Raw genomic sequence first — 20,995 nt, 5'->3', positions numbered from 1 at the left:
TCAACGATGGCGGACGCCAAGGTCATTCCGTTCGACGACGACCGGTCCCGGGGGAGCGCGGCGCAGCGTCCCCAGCGGCGCCGGGGCGCCGGGAACCGCCGCCCGGGCGCGGAGTCCGTGCCGGTGCGTGAGGTGCAGCCCCTGCCCACCAGGGGCGTTGTGCAGGATGATGTTCCTGTGACTTCCGATGAGCAGCCGCCGGAGCCCTCCGGGGACGGCGGCGGGGGCGGGCTGGAACGACGGCTCGCGAGCGGCCTGGCGTTCCTGCGCCGCCGCCTCACCGGGGACTACGAGGTCGACGACTTCGGCTACGACGAGGAGCTCACCGACCAGGTCCTGATGTCGCTGCTGCGCCCGCTGTACGACTCGTACTTCCGGGTCGAGGTGAAGGGCATCGAGAACATCCCGTCCGAGGGCGGTGCCCTGATCGTCGCCAACCACTCCGGCACCCTGCCGATGGACGGCCTGATGATGCAGGTCGCCGTGCACGACAATCACCCGGCGGGACGGCATCTGCGGCTCCTCGCCGCGGACCTGGTGTTCATGCTGCCGGTCGTCAACGAACTGGCCCGCAAGCTGGGTCACACCCTGGCGTGCGCGGAGGACGCGTCCCGGCTGCTGGAGCAGGGCGAGCTGGTCGGGGTGATGCCGGAGGGCTTCAAGGGCCTCGGCAAGCCCTTCGCGGACCGCTACAAGCTCCAGCGCTTCGGTCGCGGCGGTTTCGTCTCGACGGCGCTGCGCGCGGGGACACCGATCGTGCCCTGCTCGATCGTCGGGGCGGAGGAGATCTACCCGATGATCGGCAACGCCAGGACGGTCGCGCGGCTGCTGGGCTTTCCGTACTTCCCGATCACGCCGACGTTCCCCTGGCTCGGGCCGCTCGGGGCGATTCCGCTGCCGACGAAGTGGACGATCCAGTTCGGTGAGCCGATTCCCACCGACGGCTACCCGCCGGAGGCGGCGGAGGACCCGATGCTGATGTTCAACCTGACCGACCAGGTCAGGGAACAGATCCAGCACACGCTCTACAAACTGCTGGTGCAGCGGCGCTCGGTGTTCTTCTGAGTCCGCGGGTGTGTACGACTTCGGGGCGCCCCTTGCGGAAGGGGCGCCCCGAAGTCGTCTTCTAGTCCGCGTCCTCGCTGTCGATGCCCAGGCCGGGCAGCAGGCCGGGCAGGAGGGGCGGGAGCGTCACATCCGGCTCGGGGACGGGTGTGTTGCCCTCTGCCGAGGGGGAGGTGCTGGCCTTCCCGCTGTCCTTCGGCGGGTCGAGCAGGCCGCCGGTGTTGCCGCCGAGCAGGCCGTCGCTGTCACTGCCGGAGCCGGCCGAGCGGCTGGGGCTGCCACTGCCACCGCCGGTGCTGCCCTGGTCGTGGTGCCTGCCGGTGCTCTCGCTGGGGCGGGTCGAGTGGCCGGGGCCCGAGGAGCCGCTGGGCGCGGACTCGGAGGCACCTCGCCGCTTGCCGTCGCCGCCGCCGGTGGCCGGGGGCTCGGGCAGCAGGGAACGCAGCGGGGCGACGTCCTCCTCTATGGCGTCGAAGACGGACGACACCTCGCGGCTGACGTCCCCGAGCTGGACGGGCAGCCGGTCGCGCAGTTCGCCCCAGGCCTCGCGGTGGGAGCGGGAGAACGCGGACAGGGCCTGGATGGGGCCGAGTGAGTCCGGGTTGCGCTCGTAGGCCTGGCTCAGCAGCCGGTGGCCCTCCGAGGCGTCGTGCCGCATGCCGGACAGGGCACGGCGGATCTCGCCGAGGGACTCGTGGTCCAGGGGGCCGCTGCGGCCTCGCTCCATGAGCCGGCGGGCTTCGCTGAGCCGGGTGGAGGCGTGGTCGAGATAGACCCGGCCGCGCTCGTCCGCCCCGTCGGCGAGGCCGAGCTTGACGTCCTCGATGCCGCGTTTGAGGCCGTAGAGCGAATCGCCCGGCAGGGCGTCCGAGCTGGCGGCGGAGACCCCGCCGAAGGCGCTCGCGGCCACCCCGACGCTGAGCCCGCCCGCGGTGAGGCCCTTGGCGAGCCGGGTACGTGGGCGGAACTTCTTCAGTGCCTGTGCGCGGTGTGCGCCGCGGGCCCGGGAGCGCTGCTCGGGGACCGCGCTGTCCGTCGCCCCGCCGCCCGCGGTGCCCTCCTGCAGCATGGCCTCGAAGGCGGCCACCAGCTGGGCCCGCTGGACGACCTTGACCTCCGGGTCGAGCTCCGGCTTGGGCAACGCGCCGAGCCCCGAGGCGAGCGCCAGATGGCGGGCCTGGTCGCTCGATTCCGCGGTGGCCGGGGCCGGAGCCGATCCTTCGGGCTGCTCGGCCGCCGTGCCCTGCTCGGACTGCTCCTCCAGGGCCTGGGCGAAGGCGTTCGCCCGCCGGTGCGCCGATACGTTCGCGATCACTGGCGGCACCTCCTCTCGTCATGACGGTCGACTCCCCAGGGGGTCCTGAGGGTTGCACACCCTGACCACGACCACACGATCGAGTGACCGGAGCCGGCCAGGGGGTGACCACAGGGAGCCTGCATCCCGCACAACGAGCGGCGCGGCACTTGGGTTACGGACGTCGGCTGATCGGATGCCGAAGTCAACCGACTTTCACGGACCGTGAGTTGGATGTCGCCGAGGGTGCCGGTCGGTCAGCGGGCGTCTTCCGGCAGGAGCCGCGCCAGGGTGCGCACGGCCCGGTACTGGAGCGTCTTGATGGCGCCCTCGTTCTTGCCCATCACCCGGGCGGTCTCGGCGACCGAGAGGCCCTGGAGGAAGCGGAGCGTCACGCACTCCTGCTGCTGGGGGTTGAGCCGCCGTACGGCGTCGAGCAGGGCGGCGTTGGAGAGGGACTCCAGGACGGAGTCCTCGGGGGAGCGCTCGACCTCGTTGGCGTCGAGCATCTCGCCGGTGGTGACCTCGAGGCGGAAGCGGCTGGACTTGAAGTGGTCCGCGACGAGGTTGCGGGCGATGGTCACGAGCCAAGCGCCGAAGTCACGGCCCTGCCAGGTGAAGGTGCCGATCCTCCTGAGGGCCCGCAGAAAGGTCTCGCTGGTGAGGTCCTCGGCGGTCGCCTTGCCCCCGACCCGGTAGTAGATGTACCGGTAGACGGTGTCGCTGTACTGGTCGTAGAGGCGGCCGAAGGCGTCGGACTCGCCGGCCTGGGCGCGCTCCACGAGGTCCATCATCCGGGCGCTGTCGCTGTCAGCGGCAGGCCGGCGTGCGGTGGCCGCGCCGGAGGGGCGCCCCCGTCTGCCGACCGCGGCGCTGCCGTCGGCCAGTGCGTAGCAAGGGCCAACGGGCGCGGCGGTGGCGAATGCGGGGACGGCGTACGCGGTGGGGACGAAGCCGCGCAACAGGTCGTGGACCGTTGCGCGCAGCGTAGCCAGGCCCGAGGCGTCAACCCCGACGTGTGGGTACACGGGACTCCCAGAGGCAGAGCTTCCATCACGTGCAGTGCGGGACCTTTCACCCGTCGTAGCGACGGAGGGGTACCGGATTGCGTCTGAGGAGAATAACGCTTCGTGCAGGGCCTGCTACACCGAGTTGCTCAAATCATCGATTACGTCGCTTCCGTAACCGATTGACGCCGGATCAAGTGCCGCAGTGTGACTGGTTGTTGATCGGAAACCTTCGGATTGGGTCTGAGTCCAGGGCGTGTTGTGGCCGTGTGCAGCCAAGAGGACTGGACACGCGGTTGTGGGGGTACGCCAGTTGGATTTACGGCGATTGTCAGGCCGTAAACATCGGTGTCCCGGTTTGATCGGACCGTCAGCGGCGGCGGCGGTGCAGGGCGATGGCGGCCGCCGTGCCGCCCGCGACCGCGCCGACGCCGGCCGCGGCCGGGATGCCGACCTTGGCCGCCTTGCGGCCCGTGCGGTAGTCGCGCAGGCGCCAGTCCAGCTCCCGGGCGTGCTTGCGCAGCTTGCTGTCCGGGTTGATGGCGTAGGGGTGGCCGACCAGCGAGAGCATCGGGATGTCGTTGTGCGAGTCGCTGTAGGCGGCGCAGCGGCCGAGGTCCAGACCCTCGGCGGCGGCCAGGGCGCGTACGGCCTCGGCCTTCGCCGGACCGTGCAGCGGTTCGCCGACGAGCTTGCCGGTGTAGACGCCGTCGACGGACTCGGCGACCGTGCCGAGGGCGCCGGTCAGGCCGAGGCGGCGGGCGATGACCGTGGCGATCTCGACGGGGGCGGCCGTCACCAGCCACACCTTCTGGCCGGCGTCCAGGTGGGCCTGGGCGAGGGCGCGGGTGCCGGGCCAGATGCGCTCGGCCATGTACTCGTCGTAGATCTCCTCGCCGATCGACTGGAGCTCGGCGACGCGGTGGCCCTGGACGATGGACAGGGCCGACTCGCGGGCCTCCTGCATGTGCTCGGGGTCCTCGACCCCGGCGAGCCGGAACCACGCCTGCTGCCAGGCGAACTTCGCGAGGTCGCGTGTCTCGAAGAACTTCCGCTTGTACAGGCCCCGCCCGAAGTGGAAGATCGCGGCGCCCTGCATGACCGTGTTGTCCAGGTCGAAGAACGCGGCGGCCCGGTCGTCGCCATGGACCGGGAACTGCGGTTCCTCGGTCGTGCCGGCGACTTCCTGGGTGGACTTGCGGGCTGCCTCCGCCGAGGCCTCGCCTGCCAAAACGCTCCGCGCCGTGGCGGAGCGCCTACGGGGAGTGAGCCATCCGAGAGCGGCCATGGCGTGAGCATAGCCAGTTCGTTCGGGGGTTCCGGAGCCGAGAGGTTGGGGGCGTGTGAACTCTCGGCAAGCATGTCGTCAAAAGACGCCCCGCGGGACGGAGGTGTCCGGCGCGTCGGCCGGGGGCTTCTCCGCGGGTTCCGCTCGCCCGCGGGCGCGCGACAATGGCCGACATGAGTCCCCTCTTCCGTCGCAGGCCCTCCGGTGACCGGCTCGTCACGCTGATCCGCAAGCCCGGCTGTCATCTGTGTGATGACGCACAGGCCGTTGTGGAGAAGGTGTGCGGTGATCTGGGAGTCGCCTGGGAGCAGAAGGACATCACCGAGGATCGGGAACTGCACGAGCAGTACTGGGAGCAGATCCCGGTCGTGCTGGTGGACGGCAGGCAGCACACGTTCTGGCGCGTGAACGAGGACCGCCTGCGCAAGGCGCTGACCGGCTGAACCCGCCGTGATCCCGCCCGGTGGGCGACTGACCGATCAGTCCAAAAGAGGTCGCCGGGTCGCTTAGGATCGATGGTGGCTTGGTCTCGGGGGCGGGATTCACTGAGGAGAGTGTGCGGTTTTGCCCCCAGAAGACAAGGAACGGTGGTGCTCCGGCGCCGGTTCCCTGCGTGCGCGCCGGGGGCGCGTGACCCCGGTCACGTTGGCCGGGCAAATCGGACACCATCTTTGTGCACGCGTTCACAAAGACATAGCCTGCTTTCGACGGGGCGGTCATGTAGGGACGTATGACCGCCTACAGCCCCGCTCTACCCGCAGGAGCACCGTGGCAACTGGCCGAACTCACCGACCGGCGACCCGCAGCCGAGGGATTCCCGAGGCCACCGTCGCCCGGCTTCCGCTGTACCTCCGCGCTCTGACCGCGCTGTCGGAGCGCTCCGTCCCCACGGTCTCCTCCGAGGAGCTCGCGGCCGCGGCGGGGGTCAACTCCGCGAAGCTGCGCAAGGACTTCTCCTACCTCGGCTCCTACGGGACCAGGGGTGTCGGCTACGACGTCGAGTATCTCGTGTACCAGATCTCCCGCGAACTGGGGCTCACCCAGGACTGGCCGGTTGTGATCGTCGGTATCGGCAACCTCGGCGCCGCCCTCGCCAACTACGGCGGGTTCGCCTCCCGTGGCTTCCGGGTCGCCGCGCTGATCGACGCCGACCCGGCCATGGCCGGCAAGCCCGTCGCCGGGATCCCGGTGCAGCACTCCGACGACCTGGAGAAGATCATCCAGGACAACGGCGTGTCGATCGGTGTCATCGCCACCCCCGCCGGTGCCGCCCAGGCGGTCTGCGACCGGCTCGTGGCCGCCGGTGTCACCTCCATCCTGAACTTCGCGCCGACCGTGCTGTCCGTCCCCGAGGGCGTCGACGTGCGCAAGGTCGACCTCTCCATCGAGCTGCAGATCCTCGCCTTCCACGAGCAGCGCAAGGCCGGGGAGGAGGCCGCCTCCTCCGACGGCGGCGTCCCGGCCGCCGCCGCCCGCAGCGACTCCGCCGACCAGGGGCCCGACGGGGACATGCCCGCCGTGATGCCGGCATGAGCCTCCTCGTCGTCGGACTCAGCCACCGCAGCGCCCCGGTCAGCGTCCTGGAGCGGGCCGCGCTCACCACGGACGCGCAGGTCAAGCTGCTCCAGGACACGGTCGCCGCCGAACCGGCCGCCGAGGCCGCGGTGCTCGCCACCTGCAACCGCATCGAGCTGTACGCCGACGTGGACAAGTTCCACGCCGGTGTCGCCGAGCTGTCCACGCTGCTCGCCCAGCACAGCGGGGTGGGCCTCGAGGAGCTCACTCCCTATCTCTACGTGCACTACGAGGACCGGGCCGTCCACCACCTGTTCTCGGTGGCCTGCGGCCTGGACTCGATGGTCGTCGGCGAGGGGCAGATCCTCGGCCAGATCAAGGACTCCCTGGCCCGGGCGCAGGAGCTGCACTCCGCCGGCCGGCTCCTGAACGACCTGTTCCAGCAGGCCCTGAGGGTGGGCAAGCGCGCCCACTCCGAGACCGGCATCGACCGCGCCGGGCAGTCCCTGGTCACCTTCGGCCTGGAGCAGCTGGCCCGCGGCGGGGACGTACAGCAGTGGGCCCGGGGCAAGAAGGCCCTGGTCATCGGGGCCGGGTCGATGTCCTCCCTGGCCGCGGCCACGCTCGCGCGGGCCGGTGTCGCCGAGGTCGTCGTCGCCAACCGCACCTTCGACCGGGCCGAGCGCCTGGCGCAGATCCTGATGGAGGGCGACGACACGGACGTGGCGGCCCGCGCGGTACCGATGGAGTCGGTGCCGGCCGAGCTGACACGTGCCGACGTCGCCGTCTCCTGCACCGGCGCGACGGGCCTGGTCCTGACGGCCGGGTCGGTCGCCGAGGCGATCGAGGGCCGTACGCCCGCGCCCTCGGCCGTGCCCGGCGAGGACGCTCCGGGCGGCGGCCCCGCGGCCGGCCCGGGTGCGCAGCGCGGCGGCCCGTCGGGCACCGGCCTCGGCAGCGAGGACGGCTGTCCGCTGGACCTGTCCGCCGTGCAGGGCACCGCCGGCTTCTCCGTGCTGGGCGAGGCCGCCGTGGCCGGGATGGCCGCCGCCGACCTGGAGCAGCACGCGGCGTGGGTGGACAACGGCACGGCGGGCGGCGACCGGCGCACGGCGGGCGCTCCGGCCCGGCCGGCACAGACCGGCACGCTCGACCCGGCCGCCGACACCGACGCCATCACCGCGCTCGCCGCGACCGCCGCCACCGTCGGCCGGATCCCCGAGCGGCGCCGGCCCGAGCCGGTCGAGGAGCCGCAGCGGCCCGAGCCCGTGCTCTTCCTGCTCGACCTCGCCATGCCGCGCGACATCGACGCGGCCGTGCACCGGCTGGGCGGGGTGCGGCTGGTGGACATCGAATCGCTGGCGGAGGCCTCCGCGGGAGCTCCGATGGCTGCCGATGTGGACCAGGTCCGGCGTATCGTCTCCGACGAGGTCGCGGCTTTCGGGGCTGCGCTGCGGGCCGCGCACATCACCCCGACCGTGGTCGCCCTGCGCACCATGGCCGCCGACGTCGTGGCCGGCGAGATCGCCCGGCTCGACGGGCGGCTGCCCGGACTCGACGACAAGCACCGAGCGGAGATCACCCAGACCGTGCGGCGCGTGGTCGACAAACTGCTCCACGCGCCGACCGTGCGGGTCAAGCAACTCGCGGCCGAACCCGGCGGCGCCGGGTACGCGGACGCGCTGCGGACCCTGTTCGACCTCGACCCCGAGACGGTGGCCGCCGTCTCCCGGGCCGAGGAAAGCACCACCCAGAGAGACCGAGGGCCGGCATGAACGACACGCGTGAGCCGCTGGGGCGCGTCGGCGCCGAGGGCACGAGCGCGCGGAGGCCCGAGGGGCTGAGCACGGTCGAGTCCTCGACACCGGCTGAGGCGCCCCTGCGGGGAGCGGACGCACCGGGGGCGCTGAGGCTCGGCACCAGGCGCAGCAGGCTCGCCATGGCCCAGTCCGGGCAGGTGGCGGAAGCCGTCAGCCGGGTCACCGGGCGGCCCGTCGAGCTCGTCGAGATCACCACGTACGGCGACGTCTCGCGTGAGCAGCTCGCCCAGATCGGTGGCACCGGCGTGTTCGTCAACGCGCTGCGCGACGCGCTGCTCGCGGGCGAGGTCGACTTCGCGGTGCACTCGCTGAAGGACCTGCCGACCACGCAGCCCGACGACCTGGTCGTGGCCGCCGTGCCGGTGCGCGAGGACCCGCGGGACGTGATCGTCGCCCGGGACGGCCTGAAGTTCACCGACCTGCCCTCCGGGGCCCGCATCGGTACGGGTTCGCCGCGCCGCATGGCGCAGCTCAACGCGTACGCCCGCAGCCACGGACTGGACATAGCGACGGTCCCGATCCGCGGCAACGTCGACACCCGCATCGGGTTCGTGCGCAGCGGGGAGCTCGACGCCGTCGTGCTGGCCGCCGCCGGACTGAACCGGATCGGCCGCGGTGACGAGGTGACCGACTTCCTGTCGGTCGACACGGTTTTGCCCGCCCCCGGCCAGGGGGCCCTGGCGATCGAGTGCGCCGCAGTCAATGCGGACCTCGCCGCCGTGCTCGCCGAACTCGACGACCCGTTCACGCGGATCGCCGTGACGGCCGAGCGATCACTGCTCGCCGCCCTGGAGGCCGGTTGCAGCGCCCCCGTGGGCGCGCTGGCCGACCTTCCCCCGCTCTCGGCACCGCTCGAGCGGGGGGACCACCAGGCCGACCTGCAGATTGTCAAGGAAATGCGCCTGCGCGCCGTCGTCGGGACCACCGACGGCACGCGCATGGTGCAGCTGTCCACCACCGGTCCCGTGCCCGAGACGCACGACGGGGCAACGGCGCTCGGTCGCGAACTCGCGGCCGAGATGCTCGCCCAGGGCGCGGCCGGTCTGATGGGGGAGCGAGCACATTGAGCCCCACCACCCTTTCCGCCGGTCCTGAACACGGGCACGTCACCTTCCTGGGTGCCGGACCCGGAGATCCGGGACTGCTGACTCTGCGCGCCGTGGAGGCGCTGGCGAGTGCCGACGTCCTCGTCGCCGAGCACGAAGTGCTCGACGTCGTACGTCAGCACGCCAGGCAGGGCGTCTCCGAGGTGCACACGGATCCGGATCCTTCGCAGGACCCGGCGCCGGGCACAGGAACGCCCCAGCTGACGGTAGTTGACGGCACGTCAACCACCGCCGCAGTCCCCGCGGTGCGGGATGCCGCACATCTTGTCATGGAGGCCGCGCGGGGCGGCAGGCGGGTCGTGCGTGCGGTGTCCGGGGACCCGGGCCTCGACGCGTACGCCGCCGAGGAGATGCTGGCGTGCGCCGCCGCCGGGGTGCCCTTCGAGGTGGTCCCCGGCATCGCGAGTGCCGTCGGTGTGCCCGCCTACGCCGGTGTGCCGCTGCGGGACGCGCAGGGCGCGGACGTGCGGTTCGTCGACGCGCGGACGGCGTCGGACCGGTGCTGGACGGAGGTCGGGGCGTCGGACGGCACGGTCGTCGTGTCCACGACGCTGGACTCCGTCGCGGCGGCGGCCGGTGAGCTCGTCTCCGCCGGGCGCAAGCCGGACACCCCCATGACGGTCACCGTCGCCGGTACGACCACCCGGCAGCGCACCTGGACCGCCACGCTCGGCACGATCGCGCAGACGCTGAAGCAGGCCAAGGTGCTGCCCTCGCCCGACGGCGGCCGGCCGGTCATAGCCGTGGTCGGGGATCGTTCCGCCGCCGCCCAGCGCGACCAGCTCGCGTGGTTCGAGTCCAAGCCGCTGTTCGGCTGGAAGGTGCTCGTGCCGCGTACGAAGGAGCAGGCGGCGTCGCTCTCCGACCAGCTGCGGTCGTACGGGGCCGTGCCGCACGAGGTGCCGACGATCGCCGTCGAGCCGCCGCGCACGCCCCAGCAGATGGAGCGCGCGGTCAAGGGGCTCGTCACGGGCCGCTACGAGTGGATCGCCTTCACCTCGGTGAACGCGGTCAAGGCCGTGCGGGAGAAGTTCGAGGAGTACGGGCTCGACGCGCGTGCCTTCGCGGGCATCAAGGTCGCGGCGGTGGGTGAGCAGACCGCCAAGGCGCTGATCGCCTTCGGTGTGAAGCCGGACCTGGTGCCGAGCGGGGAGCAGTCGGCCGCCGGTCTGCTGGAGGACTGGCCGCCCTACGACCCGGTCTTCGACCCGATCGACAGAGTGTTCCTGCCGCGGGCCGACATCGCCACGGAGACGCTGGTCGCCGGGCTGATCGAGCTCGGCTGGGAGGTCGACGACGTCACGGCCTACCGGACCGTGCGGGCCTCGCCGCCGCCGGCGGAGACCCGTGAGGCGATCAAGGGCGGCGGCTTCGACGCCGTGCTGTTCACCTCGTCCTCCACCGTGCGGAACCTGGTCGGCATCGCCGGCAAGCCGCACAACGTCACCGTCATCGCCTGTATCGGCCCGGCCACGGCCAAGACCGCCGAGGAGCACGGGCTGCGGGTGGACGTGATGGCTCCCGAGCCGTCCGTGCACAAGCTGGCCGAGGCGCTGGCCGACTTCGGCGCGAAGCGGCGTACGGCGGCTCTGGAGGCCGGGGACCCGGTGACGCGGCCGAGCGAACGGCGGCCGGGGGCGCGACGCAGGCGCTCGACGACCTGACCGACCCGCACTGGCTGCGGCTACGCGGGTGTCACCGCGTGGCCGTAGCGCAGGAGGTTGTCCGGGTCGTAGACGGACTTGTCGTGGCGTAGGCGGGCGTAGACCTCCGGGGTCCAGGCGCGGGCGCGGTCCTGCTCGTCGCCCGGGGTGCCGTGGATGTTGACCATGGTGCGGCCCGTGCCGTACGGGGCCATGGCCGTGTAGAGGCGGCGCGTGGCCTGTTCGACGGCCTCGGCGACGGGTGGGGCGGGCATGAGGCCGACCGATTCCATGAAGTAGCCGGCGTCGCGGGAGCAGACCGCGTCCTCGACGGCGGACGGGCGGGCCAGGGCGCCGCCCATGTGCCGCAGGGAGGCCACGAGGAGCGGGTACTCGGCGCCGGCCGCCGCGCCGACCTGCTCCAGGAACGTGCCGAGGGCGTCGGGGGTCAGGTCGCGCAGCAGCATGCAGCACTCGCGCGCCGGGAGCGGGTCCTGGGGTTCCATGTGGATGCGGTCCAGGTCCGCGCAGTCCATCTCCTCGATCGTGTCGACCGACACGGGGGCGGCTTCCCGCAGTGGTGCGATCAGGGACTCGCCCTCGGCCGGGTCGCCCGGCCACGCGATCGCGACCCGCGCCCAGAAGCCGCCGCGCAGGGGCTCGGGGATCTGCGGGATCGGCGGCAGGCGCAGCACCGAGAACATGCTGCACATCTCGTCCGGAACCGTGCGGGTCCAGTCCGTCCAGGTCCGCAGCAGGGTCTCCGTGTGCTCGGCGTGGCAGTGGAGGGCGCCGCCGTAGAGCCGGGGGAGCGGCAGCAGTTCGGTGACCAGCGAGGTGACGATGCCGACGTTGCCCTTGCCGCCGCGCAGCGCCCAGAACAGCTCCGGCTCGCGCTGCGGGTCCGACTCGCGCGGGTGGCCGTCCGGGGTGACGACCTGGAAGGAGCGGACCAGGTCGGCGGCGTAGCCGTAGGCCCGGCCGAGGACCGGGAGGCCGCCGCCCAGGGTGTAGCCGACGACGCCCGCGTCCGTGGAGGTGCCGCACAGGCCCGCCAGGCCGTGGGGGGCGGCCGCGGCCATGACGTCGCTCCACTTGGCACCGGCGGCGATGGTGGCGGTGCGGGTGGTGGGGTCCACCTGGACGTCCGTCATACGGGACGTGGTGATCAGCAGGCCGTGCTCGATCGGGTAGTTGGCGCCGTGGCCGGTGGCCTGGACGGCGACGGGAGTGCGGGTGGCGTTCGCCCAGCGCAGGGCGGTGACGACGTCGTCGGGGCCGGTGGCGCCCACGGCCACGTCCGGGGTGTGGAGGGAGGCCAGGTTGAAGCCGGTGACCTCGTCGGCGTAGGCGGGGTCGCCGGGGCGCAGTACCGGCGCGTGGATCTCCGAAAGGGCGAAGAGGTCGGGGGTGTGGTGGGTGGCGGTCATCGCGTCCTCCGCGGGGGCGGGTACGGAGGGACGGCGGCGGTGGGGGTGGCCGGCCGTCGGGGTTCTCGTCCTGCTGTTTCAGGATGGACCTGGGGGTGCGGGGGCGCATTGCGGGGCTGTGGGTTTCGGGATACTCGGCGTTCGCGCCCGGGGCGGGGGGTTTCGCAGCCCGGCGGAGCGGGGTGCCTCCCCCGAGCGCTCGGCTCCGCTCGAGCAGGGGACCCCCACGCCCACCCGTGCCGCCCCCTCGCGGCGCGCCTGCCCGCAGCGGGGGCGGTGGTGCATCGCGTGCCCGTGGCTGGAGCCTGGGAGTGTGCGTGATCGCGGGCGGTGCGGGGCCGACAGGGCGTCGGTATCGGGGGGTTTGGGGCGGGCGTAGCGTAGGGGGCATGACGTCGTACGGATCATTCCCCGGTTCTCGGCCGCGGCGGTTGCGGAGCAACGCCGTGATGCGTCGGATGGTCGCCGAGACCCGGCTGCACCCCGCCGATCTCATCCTCCCCGCCTTCGTGCGCGAGGGCGTCAGCGAGCCCGTGCCGATCGCCGCCATGCCGGGGGTCGTGCAGCACACCCGGGACAGTCTGAAGAAGGCCGCCGCCGAGGCGGTCGCGGCGGGGATCTCGGGGATCATGCTGTTCGGCGTGCCGGAGGAGTCGAAGAAGGACCCGCTCGGCACGCCCGGGACCGACCCGGACGGGATCCTCCAGGTCGCCCTGCGGGACGTGCGCGCCGAGGTCGGGGACGACCTGCTCGTCATGTCCGACCTGTGCCTGGACGAGACCACCGACCACGGTCACTGCGGTGTCCTGGACGAGCAGGGACGGGTCGACAACGACGCGACCCTGGAGCGTTACGCCGAGATGGCCCAGGTGCAGGCCGACGCCGGCGCCCATGTCGTCGGGCCCAGCGGGATGATGGACGGCCAGATCGGCGTCATCCGCGACGCCCTCGACCAGATCGGGCGGGAGGACGTCGCGATCCTCGCCTACACCGCCAAGTACGCCTCCGCCTTCTACGGGCCCTTCCGCGAGGCCGTCGGCTCGTCGCTGCAGGGGGACCGCAAGACGTACCAGCAGGATCCCGCGAACGCGCGGGAGTCGCTGCGCGAGCTCGCCCTCGACCTGGAGGAGGGCGCGGACATGGTGATGGTCAAGCCGGCCGGGCCCTACCTGGACATCCTCGCCCGGGTCGCGGACGCCGTGGACGTGCCGGTCGCCGCCTACCAGATCTCCGGCGAGTACTCGATGATCGAGGCCGCCGCCGAGAAGGGCTGGATCGACCGGGACCGGGCGATCATGGAGTCCCTGACCGGTATCCGCCGGGCCGGTGCGCGCACCGTCCTCACCTACTGGGCCACCGAAGTGGCCCAGAAGCTCAAGGACCGGTAGGGCGGCGCTCAGTAGGACAGCGCGTCGTCCATGTCGCGCAGCCAGTAGGTGACCTTCAGGGTGCTGTCGTAGTAGACGCCCTTGGCCGGCAGGGCCGGGATCGCCGAGGGGCCGCCGTCGCTGTCGGGCGTGTAGCCCTGGAAGCCGACCGTGAGCTTGTGGCCGGTGGTGCCCCACTCGCCGCTGCCGTCGGCGGCCGACAGCGAGACGCCCGCGTAGCCGGACTCGCCGGGGGCCAGGGTCGTCACCGCCTGCGGCTGGGAGTCCTCGATGGCCTGCGGAACCCACTGCATCTCGTCGAAGCGCAGCACCGGGTAGTAGGTGAGGTCGCACGTCTTCGAGCCGGTGTTCTTCACCGTGATCAGCATGTGGTTGAGGGGGCGGCGGACCGGCTGGGCGGTGACGGTGGTGTTGGAGCCGTTGCAGGGGACGCGGGTCGCGGCGGCACCCTTCCCGCCCTTCGTGTCCTTCCCGCTCTTCGCGGCCTTCGAGGCCTGCCGGTTCTCGGTGGCCTGCGTCGCCCGCCGGTTCTTCGCGCTCGTCGCGTCCTTCGCGTCCTGCGTGCTCTCCGGGGCCTGACCGGCCCGCGTGGCCTGCCCGGCGGTGACGGTCGCCGAGGCCGGCTCGGAGCGGGCGGCGCCCTCGTCCTGCGTGCCGGTGCCGTCCTGGCACGCCGTCAGGGCGAGGGCGGCCAGGAGGGCGGCGGGGAGGGCGTGGTACATGCGCATGTCTGCGGTTCCTTTCGGACAAAGGCGGTGGGCAAGCAGGCCCGGGTGGGCCGCGCCGTCGGTGGTCCCGGAAGCGGCGTGCTTGGATGACCAGAGCTTGTGCGGTGATCCGTCCCGGCTGCCAGACCCGGCGGCCCATCAGGGACGTTGGAACGGCCGCACATGCTCTGACCAGGGAGAACGGCCATTCCCTGGAACGGGGGAACGGGACACGGGGCATGGAGGAACGGTGTCGGAGGGGACGACCGCGGCGGAATTCGCCGCACTGCTGGGGGAGCTGAAGGAGCGCTCCGGGCTGAGCTACGGGGTGCTCGCCAAGCGGCTCCACATGAGTACGTCGACGCTGCACCGGTACTGCAACGGCGATGCCGTGCCGACCGATTACGCGCCGGTGGAGCGGCTCGCCAGGCTGTGCAAAGCCTCGTCGGAGGAGCTCGTCGAACTGCACCGGCGGTGGGTCCTGGCGGATGCCGCGCGGGCACGCAAGGGGAGCGGCGCCACGGGCGGTGGCGGCAAGGGGAGCAGGGGCGGGGAGAGCCGTGGCGAGGGCAGCGGTGGTGAGGAGAGCAGGGGCGAGGGCAGCGCTGGTGAGGGAAGCAGGGGCGAGGAGAGTGGTCGTGCCGGGGACGGCGTCCCGGTCTCGGGTGCAGTCGTGGCCGCGGACGGCGTCCCGGTGTCGGGCGCGGTCGTGGCCGGGGACACCGATGCCCCCGCGCCGGAGGCCCCCGCACGGCGTCGCCCCCGCCGTGCCCTCCTCGTCGGTGTCGCCGTAGCCGTGGCCCTCACCGGGGTCGGTCTCGCCGTGGCCGTCCCGCTGGACGGGTCGGACGACGGCGGGCGGGGCGGAACGGCGGTGGTCTCGAGCGGTGCTGGTGGCGGGCCGGCCGGTGACGGTCCGGCGGCCTCCGTGCGGCCGTCCGCCGGTTCGTCCACCCCGGGCGGCGAGGACAAGCACCGGGCGGAGACCAAGCACCCGGGCAGGGGCGGGGGGAAGGACGAGGGGAAGAAGGAGCCTGCCGCCTCGGACACCGCCGCCGGTGGTTCCGGCCGCCCCGGTCGCGACACCGCCCCCGCCGCCGCTCCTCTCACCGTGACCACGGAACCGCACGCCTGGGAGAGCCCCTGCTCCCAGCGCTACCTGGTGAACCTGCCGCCGGGGCAGGTCCGCCCGCCGCCGATCGAGCCGGACGCGCCCGGCTGGGTGGCGGCCATGGGGGCCGTGCCGTCGGGGGAGCAGCTGCTGAAGCTGACCGTGCAGGGCAAGGGCGAGGAGACCGTGGTCGTCAAGGATCTGACGGTCCGGATGGCCGGCAAGCGGGCGCCGCTCGCCTGGAACGACTACGCCATGGGATATCCGGGCGTCGGCTGCGGTGGCGGTGTGCCGACCCGGTTCTTCACGGTCGCCCTCGACGCCACGCGCCCCGGGGTCGTGCCCGAGGCGGGGCACGCGGACTTCCCCTTCAAGGTGAGCGAGTCCGACCCGGAGGTGTACTACATCCAGGCCGACGCCTCCGCGTACGACGTCAGCTGGTACCTGGAGCTGACGTGGTCCAGCGGCGGCCGGACGGGCACGCTGATCGTGGACGACCACGGCCGGCCGTTCCGTACGAGCGGCAACAACGGGCGTCCGGCGTACGAGTTCCCGCTGGGCGGCGAGAAGTGGGTCGAGGAGGGGACCACACAGTAGTCGCCGGGGGCCTCAGTGGAACTCGTGGACCAGCTCGATCCTTCCGGGGATGTGGGCGTTGAGCTCGTCGAGTTGCTTAGTCCTTGTCGAGGCACCATCAAACCGGTTGAGCCGTTAGCTTGTTGCTCGTCGTAGTGGTTGTCGATCGAACTGCCCACGCTTCAGGGAGACGTTCATGTCCGGTGACGCCCTCAGCCAGGATCCCGCCGAGCTGCGGAGGAGGATCGACAGCAGCAAGGCGCACCCGGCCCGGGTCTACGACGTCTTCCTCGGCGGCAAGGACCACTACCCCGCCGACCGGGACGCGGCCGCCGCCGCGCTGGCCGCCAACCCGCGCGGGTACCTCGACGTCCGGCACAACCGCGACTTCCTCCGGCGCGCGGTGACCACGCTCGTGGAGCAGGACGGCATCCGGCAGTTCCTGGACATCGGCACCGGCCTGCCCACCGCCGAGAACGTGCACCAGATCGCGCAGCGCATCACGCCCGAGTCGCGGGTCGTGTACGTCGACAACGACCCCGTGGTGCTCGCGCACGCCCGCGCCCTGCTGACCAGCGGCCCCGAGGGACGCACGGACTACATCGACGCCGACCTCCGGGACCCGGGCCGCATCCTCGAACAGGCCGCCAAGACACTGGACCTCGACCGGCCGGTCGCCCTCTGCCTGGTCGCGATCCTGCACTTCGTCTCCGACGAGGAGGCCTATCCGCTGGTGAGCGGACTGCTCGGCGAACTGCCCGCCGGCAGCCGGCTGGTGCTGAGCCACCTCACCGAGGACCTCAACCCCGAGAACATCCGCGCGGTCCAACGGACCTACACCGAACGCGGCTTCACCTTCGTGCTGCGCTCCCGGGCCGACATCGAGCGGTTCTTCACGGACAGCGGGCTGGAGATCGCCGAACCGGGGGTCGTCCCCGCGCACCGCTGGCGGCCCGACCACGCCGCCCCCCTCCCCGAGCAGCCGGAGGAGTCCTTCCTCGCCTCGCTGGAGGAGATCGAGAAGGTGCGCTACCGCGACATCAACGACGTCACGGACGCGGACATCAACGTGTACGCGGCGATCGGCACCAAGGCGTGAGGCGCGGTTCACGCGGGTGACCGGCGGGGCGTCCGGATCGCGGAAACCTGCTTGTAGACGGCACGTACTTCCCTAGGCTGCGGGCACCAGGCGCCACCGCAGCCGAAGGAGCCGTGTCATGACCGTCGCCGAGCCCCTGCCCACCCACGCTCCCGCGCCGCCCCTGGCCGCGCGGGCGCAGGCCGTCGGCGGCTCCCCCGTACGCGACATCCTCGCCGTCACCGCCCGCCCCGAGGTGATCAACTTCGCGGGCGGGCTCCCGGCACCGGAGCTGTTCGACGCCCAGGGCATCGCCGCCGCGTACGCGGCCGTGCTCGCCGAGGCGCCCGCGCGGGCCCTGCAGTACTCCACCACCGAGGGCGAACCCGCGCTGCGGGACGCCCTCGCCGCCCGCACCACGGCGCGCGGCCTGCCGACGAGTGCCGACGATCTGCTCGTCACCACCGGCTCCCAGCAGGCCCTCTCGCTCCTGGCCACCGCGCTCCTCGAACCCGGGGACACCGTCCTCGTCGAGAACCCGTGCTATCTGGCGGCCCTCCAGGCGTTCGGCTTCGCCGGGGCGCGGATCGTGGCCGTGCCCGGCGACGAGCACGGACTCGACCCCGGCGCACTGGAGGAACTCGTCGTGCGCGAGCGGCCCAAGCTGCTCTACACCGTGCCCACCTTCCAGAACCCCACCGGCCGGACCCTGCCCGCCGCGCGCCGCGCCGCCGTGGCCGCCGTCGCCGCCCGGCGCGGACTGTGGATCGTCGAGGACGACCCCTACGGCGAGCTGCGCTACGACGGTGAGCGCGTGCCGTGGATCGCCGCCCACCCGGGCGCCGAGGACCGGACCGTGCTGCTCGGCAGCTTCTCCAAGGTCATGGCGCCCGGGCTGCGGCTGGGCTGGCTGCGGGCGCCGGGGGAGCTGCGGCGCGCCTGTGCCGTCGCCAAGCAGGCCGCCGACCTGCACACCCCGACCGTCAACCAGCTCGCCGCCGCCCGCTACCTCGCCGACAACGACCTGGACGCCCATGTCGCCCGCGTCGCCGGCGTGTACCGCGAACGCCGCGACGCGATGCTCGCCGGGCTGCCCGCGGCGCTGCCCGACGGGTCGGTCTGGAACCGGCCCGAGGGCGGCATGTTCCTCTGGGCACGCCTGCCGGAGCCGCACGACACCACGGCCCTGCTGCCCCGGGTGGTCCGGCACGACGTCGCCTACGTCCCCGGAGCGCCCTTCTACGCCGGCCCGCCCGACCGGACGACCCTGCGCCTGTGCTTCGTGACGCAGACACCGCAGGAGATCGGCGAGGGCCTGCGCAGGCTGGGGGAGGGGCTCAGTCCCACCGGCAGCGCCGCGTCCGCTGGTTGAGGACCGGTGCTCGGCGCAGGCGCGGAGGGGCGGGGTGCGGGCCCTGGTGGAGGCGGTTTTGGAGGCCGTCCGGGCAGAAGGCGAAGTGCGGTGCCCTCACACGCGGGCCGCCGCCGCACAGCGCTGACGTCGCCGTGCCCTCACAGGCGGGCCGCCGCCGCACAGCGCTGGCGTTGCCGTGCCCTCACAGGCGGGCCGCTGCCGCACAGCGCTGGCGTTGCCGTGCCCTCACAGGCGGGCCGCTGCCGCACAGCGCTGGCGTTGCCGTGCCCTCACACCCGGGCCGCCGCCCCGCAGCACCGACCCGCCCGGCCCTCACACGCGGGCCTCGAAGCACTCGTGGCTCTTCCCCGTCACAGGGCGGAAGCAGGCGCGGATCGTCGTGCCGGGGTGCGCCTCGGTCATCGGGGTGTAGACGTAGGACTGCGCGGCGACGCCGTCGGTGATCTCCACGGCGTGCGGACGGCCGCCGTCGGCCGAGGTCAGTTCCAGGCGGTCGCCGATCCGTGTGCTCCACATCCTCGCCCAGCCCGCCCCGCACCCGGCGCTGTAGCGCAGTTCGAGCTGGGCGCCGCCGGCCGTGCGGTGGGAGGCGAGGGTGCGCGGGTCCGTGCCGCACTGCATCCGCATCGGGCTCCTGCCCTCGCAGGCGGCCCCACGGCAGCGGGGCGACGGAGCCGCCGAAGGCGTCGTGGAGGTGCGTCCGTCGGTGGACTGGCCCACCAGCAGGACCAGGGCCACCGCCAGACCGCCGGCCGCCAGCGCGCAGACCGAGGCGATGATCGCCAGAGGCGCGCCTCTGCCGCCGCCGGCGCCGCCCTCCCCTCGCGAAACCGCGGGCGGGTCCGTGCGCGACGGTGCCGCACGGCCGCTCCACTCCGACTCCGCCAGCTCCCACAGCGCCAGGCACCGGCCCTCCGGCTCGCCCGCCAGACGGCACAGCTCCCGCACCGCCCGGCTCGGCGGGAGCGTCCTGCCGTTGAGGTAGCGCTCCCAGGACGACTTGCTGAACGTGGTCTTCGCCGCGAGGGCCGCCAGGCTCAGGCCGGTGCCGGCCCTCAACTCCCGCAGGGCCGACACGAGCCGGGCGCGTTCCGGGGGCAGCCCGCCGGGCGGGGTGCGCGTCACTCCCGCAGGGCCTTCCAGGTGTGCGGGCCGATGATGCCGTCCACGACCAGGCCGGAACGCTTCTGGAGGTCCTTGACGGCGCGCTGGGTGTGGGGGCCGAAGATGCCGTCGACGGCGCCCGGCGACAGGCCCGCCTCCCGCAGCAGGCATTGCGCCTCGGCCACCTCGGGCCCGGCGTGGCCCATCGCCAGAACGGCCTTCAGGGTGCGGCTGTTGCCCGCGTACCAGCGGCCGTCGATCCACTCCGAGCGACAGGTGTAGAGGGGGCGCTCCGGCTTCCGCGGTGTCCCCGGGGCCGTCGTGGACGCGGAGGTGAGAGGGGTGGCGGCCGCTTTCCCCTCGCCGTGGGTGAGGCGTACGGCCAGCAGGACGGAGGAGCAGACGGCCAGCACCAGGGCGACGGAACCGGCGATGAGTGTGACGCGCAGGGCCCGGCCGTGGGACCGGGCCGGTTCCGTCCCGGCCGGTGGTCTGCGCGGCTCCGCCGTCGTGCCCCACGCCTCCCTCGCGACCTCGTGCAGCGCGAGCAGGCGCGTCGGGTCGTCACCGCCGAGCCGGGCCATCGCCTCGACGGCGTCCCCGGGCGGGAGGGACCTGCCGGACAGATACCGCTCCCAGGACGACGTGCTGTAGCCCGTCTTCGCGGCCAGGCGGCGCAGACTCAGTCCGCTGTGGTCCTTGGCCCGGCGTAAGCGCACCACCAACTGCCGTACGCGCGGGTCCAGTTCTTCGGGCAGCCCTTTCCAACGCGACATGTTCCCCCCACTCGCGTGTCCGGACCGTGGTCAGCGGTCCCGTCACCGCCGCATTCTGCACCAGCATCCACGCGGCGCCCCAGACATCGGTTGCGTTCCCCCGCCGGCCCCGGCCCGATTCGGCCACCGGGCCTCGGGAGCGTCCCGCCGTGCCGTCCCCGGGCGCCGCCCCGCCGCAGGTCAGCGGGTGGGACGTCCCGTCCGGGCGTCATTTCCGCGGCGACTGTGGTGGATCCGCGGCCCGGGGGCGCAGTCTCGATGCGGAGCCGGCCGAGCGGTCGGCCCACGACGAAGGGGGAACATCATGCGTAGGGCCAAGAGGTTCGCCGTCCTGGCCGGGGGCCTGGCGCTCACCGGTGGTCTGCTGGCCGGCAACGCCGGTACGGCCGGTGCGGCGGAGGCCTCGCCGCAGGCGGCGTCGGACTGTCCGTCGGGCTGGTTCTGCGTCTGGGCCGGTCAGAACTACACCGGGCGCATGCAGAAGGTCGCCGGGACCAACAGGGACCTGACCCAGTACGCCGTGTTCCAGAGCTTCAAGTCCTGGTACAACCACGGCGCGTCCTGCGACTTCAAGTGGTACTCGGCGAAGAACCACGGCGGGTCCAGCGGGGTCATCCCGAGGGGGTACAAGACGACCGACAGCGCGAGCCACTACATGAAGTCCAACACGTGGGTGAACTGCGGCTGACCACCGCTTCGCCACCACGCCCGA

At 72.8% G+C, this 20,995-nt stretch carries 18 protein-coding genes; 11 read left to right on the top strand and 7 right to left on the bottom strand.

Annotated features, from left to right (window positions below; translation table 11 throughout):
• Positions 1–6: 6 nt before the first annotated feature.
• Entirely contained in the window at positions 7–1,065 is a 1,059-nt protein-coding gene (locus tag ACFV20_RS03710) for a lysophospholipid acyltransferase family protein (RefSeq protein ID WP_385651942.1), read from the top strand.
• A gap of 61 nt (positions 1,066–1,126) precedes the next feature.
• Here the strand turns inward: ACFV20_RS03710 and ACFV20_RS03705 are convergent, their stop codons facing one another.
• The 3 genes from ACFV20_RS03705 to ACFV20_RS03695 all read right to left on the bottom strand — a co-directional run bounded on the left by ACFV20_RS03705 (position 1,127) and on the right by ACFV20_RS03695 (position 4,654).
• Positions 1,127–2,380: a DUF5667 domain-containing protein gene (locus ACFV20_RS03705; protein ID WP_385651941.1), complete on the bottom strand. Its 1,254-nt coding sequence runs from the start codon at positions 2,378–2,380 to the stop codon at positions 1,127–1,129.
• 236 nt (positions 2,381–2,616) lie between these two features.
• Positions 2,617–3,387: an ECF subfamily RNA polymerase sigma factor, BldN family gene (locus tag ACFV20_RS03700; RefSeq protein ID WP_184848587.1), complete on the bottom strand. Its 771-nt coding sequence runs from the start codon at positions 3,385–3,387 to the stop codon at positions 2,617–2,619.
• A gap of 349 nt (positions 3,388–3,736) precedes the next feature.
• On the bottom strand, positions 3,737–4,654 hold the full coding sequence (locus tag ACFV20_RS03695; protein WP_385651940.1) for an HAD family hydrolase: 918 nt from the start codon (positions 4,652–4,654) through the stop codon (positions 3,737–3,739).
• 164 nt (positions 4,655–4,818) lie between these two features.
• Between ACFV20_RS03695 and ACFV20_RS03690 the strand changes: the two genes are divergently transcribed.
• The 5 genes from ACFV20_RS03690 (at position 4,819) to ACFV20_RS03670 (ending at position 10,759) form a co-directional block, all read left to right on the top strand.
• Positions 4,819–5,097, top strand: coding sequence for a glutaredoxin family protein (locus ACFV20_RS03690; RefSeq protein ID WP_385651938.1), 279 nt, complete (start codon positions 4,819–4,821; stop codon positions 5,095–5,097).
• Positions 5,098–5,422: 325 nt separating this feature from the next.
• A complete protein-coding gene (locus tag ACFV20_RS03685; protein ID WP_385651936.1) occupies positions 5,423–6,187 on the top strand; it encodes a redox-sensing transcriptional repressor Rex in 765 nt (254 codons plus the stop codon).
• A complete protein-coding gene (locus tag ACFV20_RS03680) occupies positions 6,184–7,944 on the top strand; it encodes a glutamyl-tRNA reductase (RefSeq protein ID WP_385651934.1) in 1,761 nt (586 codons plus the stop codon). The genes ACFV20_RS03685 and ACFV20_RS03680 overlap by 4 nt, the downstream gene beginning before the upstream one ends.
• 164 nt (positions 7,945–8,108) lie before the next feature.
• Positions 8,109–9,056, top strand: a complete 948-nt coding sequence (hemC, locus tag ACFV20_RS03675; protein WP_385651989.1) for a hydroxymethylbilane synthase — start codon at positions 8,109–8,111, stop codon at positions 9,054–9,056.
• The gene (locus ACFV20_RS03670; RefSeq protein WP_385651933.1) at positions 9,053–10,759 is read left to right on the top strand and encodes a uroporphyrinogen-III synthase; all 1,707 of its coding nucleotides are present in this window, start codon (positions 9,053–9,055) and stop codon (positions 10,757–10,759) included. The genes hemC and ACFV20_RS03670 overlap by 4 nt, the downstream gene beginning before the upstream one ends.
• A gap of 20 nt (positions 10,760–10,779) precedes the next feature.
• Here the strand turns inward: ACFV20_RS03670 and ACFV20_RS03665 are convergent, their stop codons facing one another.
• Positions 10,780–12,168 carry an FAD-binding oxidoreductase gene (locus tag ACFV20_RS03665; RefSeq protein WP_385651932.1) on the bottom strand — a complete coding sequence of 463 codons (1,389 nt, stop codon included), beginning with the start codon at positions 12,166–12,168 and terminating at the stop codon, positions 10,780–10,782.
• Between the two features lie 389 nt (positions 12,169–12,557).
• Here ACFV20_RS03665 and hemB point away from each other — a divergent pair, with 389 nt between their 5' ends.
• A complete protein-coding gene (hemB, locus tag ACFV20_RS03660) occupies positions 12,558–13,556 on the top strand; it encodes a porphobilinogen synthase (RefSeq protein ID WP_385651930.1) in 999 nt (332 codons plus the stop codon).
• Positions 13,557–13,564: 8 nt separating this feature from the next.
• Here hemB and ACFV20_RS03655 read toward each other — a convergent pair whose 3' ends face one another.
• A complete protein-coding gene (locus ACFV20_RS03655) occupies positions 13,565–14,284 on the bottom strand; it encodes a DUF4232 domain-containing protein (protein ID WP_385651927.1) in 720 nt (239 codons plus the stop codon).
• A 229-nt stretch (positions 14,285–14,513) separates the two neighbouring features.
• Between ACFV20_RS03655 and ACFV20_RS03650 the strand changes: the two genes are divergently transcribed.
• The 3 genes from ACFV20_RS03650 (at position 14,514) to ACFV20_RS03640 (ending at position 18,400) form a co-directional block, all read left to right on the top strand.
• A complete protein-coding gene (locus ACFV20_RS03650) occupies positions 14,514–15,971 on the top strand; it encodes a helix-turn-helix domain-containing protein (RefSeq protein WP_385651925.1) in 1,458 nt (485 codons plus the stop codon).
• Between the two features lie 175 nt (positions 15,972–16,146).
• A complete protein-coding gene (locus ACFV20_RS03645) occupies positions 16,147–17,049 on the top strand; it encodes an SAM-dependent methyltransferase (RefSeq protein WP_385651923.1) in 903 nt (300 codons plus the stop codon).
• Between the two features lie 118 nt (positions 17,050–17,167).
• Positions 17,168–18,400 carry a PLP-dependent aminotransferase family protein gene (locus ACFV20_RS03640; RefSeq protein WP_385651921.1) on the top strand — a complete coding sequence of 411 codons (1,233 nt, stop codon included), beginning with the start codon at positions 17,168–17,170 and terminating at the stop codon, positions 18,398–18,400.
• 315 nt (positions 18,401–18,715) lie between these two features.
• Here the strand turns inward: ACFV20_RS03640 and ACFV20_RS03635 are convergent, their stop codons facing one another.
• Together ACFV20_RS03635 and ACFV20_RS03630 are read right to left on the bottom strand one after the other, a co-directional pair.
• Entirely contained in the window at positions 18,716–19,528 is an 813-nt protein-coding gene (locus tag ACFV20_RS03635) for a DUF2690 domain-containing protein (protein WP_385651918.1), read from the bottom strand.
• On the bottom strand, positions 19,525–20,283 hold the full coding sequence (locus tag ACFV20_RS03630; protein WP_385651916.1) for a peptidoglycan-binding protein: 759 nt from the start codon (positions 20,281–20,283) through the stop codon (positions 19,525–19,527). The genes ACFV20_RS03635 and ACFV20_RS03630 overlap by 4 nt, the downstream gene beginning before the upstream one ends.
• Positions 20,284–20,587: 304 nt before the next feature.
• On the opposite strand from ACFV20_RS03630, the gene ACFV20_RS03625 reads away from it, so the two are divergent.
• Entirely contained in the window at positions 20,588–20,971 is a 384-nt protein-coding gene (locus tag ACFV20_RS03625; RefSeq protein WP_385651914.1) for a peptidase inhibitor family I36 protein, read from the top strand.
• The last annotated feature ends 24 nt before the right edge of the window (positions 20,972–20,995 follow it).

The organism is Streptomyces sp. NPDC059696 (assembly GCF_042733745.1).
Lineage (GTDB): Bacteria > Actinomycetota > Actinomycetes > Streptomycetales > Streptomycetaceae > Streptomyces.
The sequence above is the reverse complement of the archived record's forward strand: the minus strand, read 5'-3'. Positions and strand labels throughout refer to the sequence as shown.

Coding starts and splice junctions, on each gene's coding strand:
- ACFV20_RS03710 (WP_385651942.1), top strand. CDS start 7: ATGGCGGACGCCAAGGTCATTCCGTTCGACGACGACCGGTCCCGGGGG.
- ACFV20_RS03695 (WP_385651940.1), bottom strand. CDS start 4,654: ATGGCCGCTCTCGGATGGCTCACTCCCCGTAGGCGCTCCGCCACGGCG.
- ACFV20_RS03690 (WP_385651938.1), top strand. CDS start 4,819: ATGGCCGACATGAGTCCCCTCTTCCGTCGCAGGCCCTCCGGTGACCGG.
- ACFV20_RS03680 (WP_385651934.1), top strand. CDS start 6,184: ATGAGCCTCCTCGTCGTCGGACTCAGCCACCGCAGCGCCCCGGTCAGC.
- hemC (WP_385651989.1), top strand. CDS start 8,109: ATGGCCCAGTCCGGGCAGGTGGCGGAAGCCGTCAGCCGGGTCACCGGG.
- ACFV20_RS03665 (WP_385651932.1), bottom strand. CDS start 12,168: ATGACCGCCACCCACCACACCCCCGACCTCTTCGCCCTTTCGGAGATC.
- hemB (WP_385651930.1), top strand. CDS start 12,558: ATGACGTCGTACGGATCATTCCCCGGTTCTCGGCCGCGGCGGTTGCGG.
- ACFV20_RS03655 (WP_385651927.1), bottom strand. CDS start 14,284: ATGCGCATGTACCACGCCCTCCCCGCCGCCCTCCTGGCCGCCCTCGCC.
- ACFV20_RS03645 (WP_385651923.1), top strand. CDS start 16,147: ATGTCCGGTGACGCCCTCAGCCAGGATCCCGCCGAGCTGCGGAGGAGG.
- ACFV20_RS03640 (WP_385651921.1), top strand. CDS start 17,168: ATGACCGTCGCCGAGCCCCTGCCCACCCACGCTCCCGCGCCGCCCCTG.
- ACFV20_RS03630 (WP_385651916.1), bottom strand. CDS start 20,283: ATGTCGCGTTGGAAAGGGCTGCCCGAAGAACTGGACCCGCGCGTACGG.
- ACFV20_RS03625 (WP_385651914.1), top strand. CDS start 20,588: ATGCGTAGGGCCAAGAGGTTCGCCGTCCTGGCCGGGGGCCTGGCGCTC.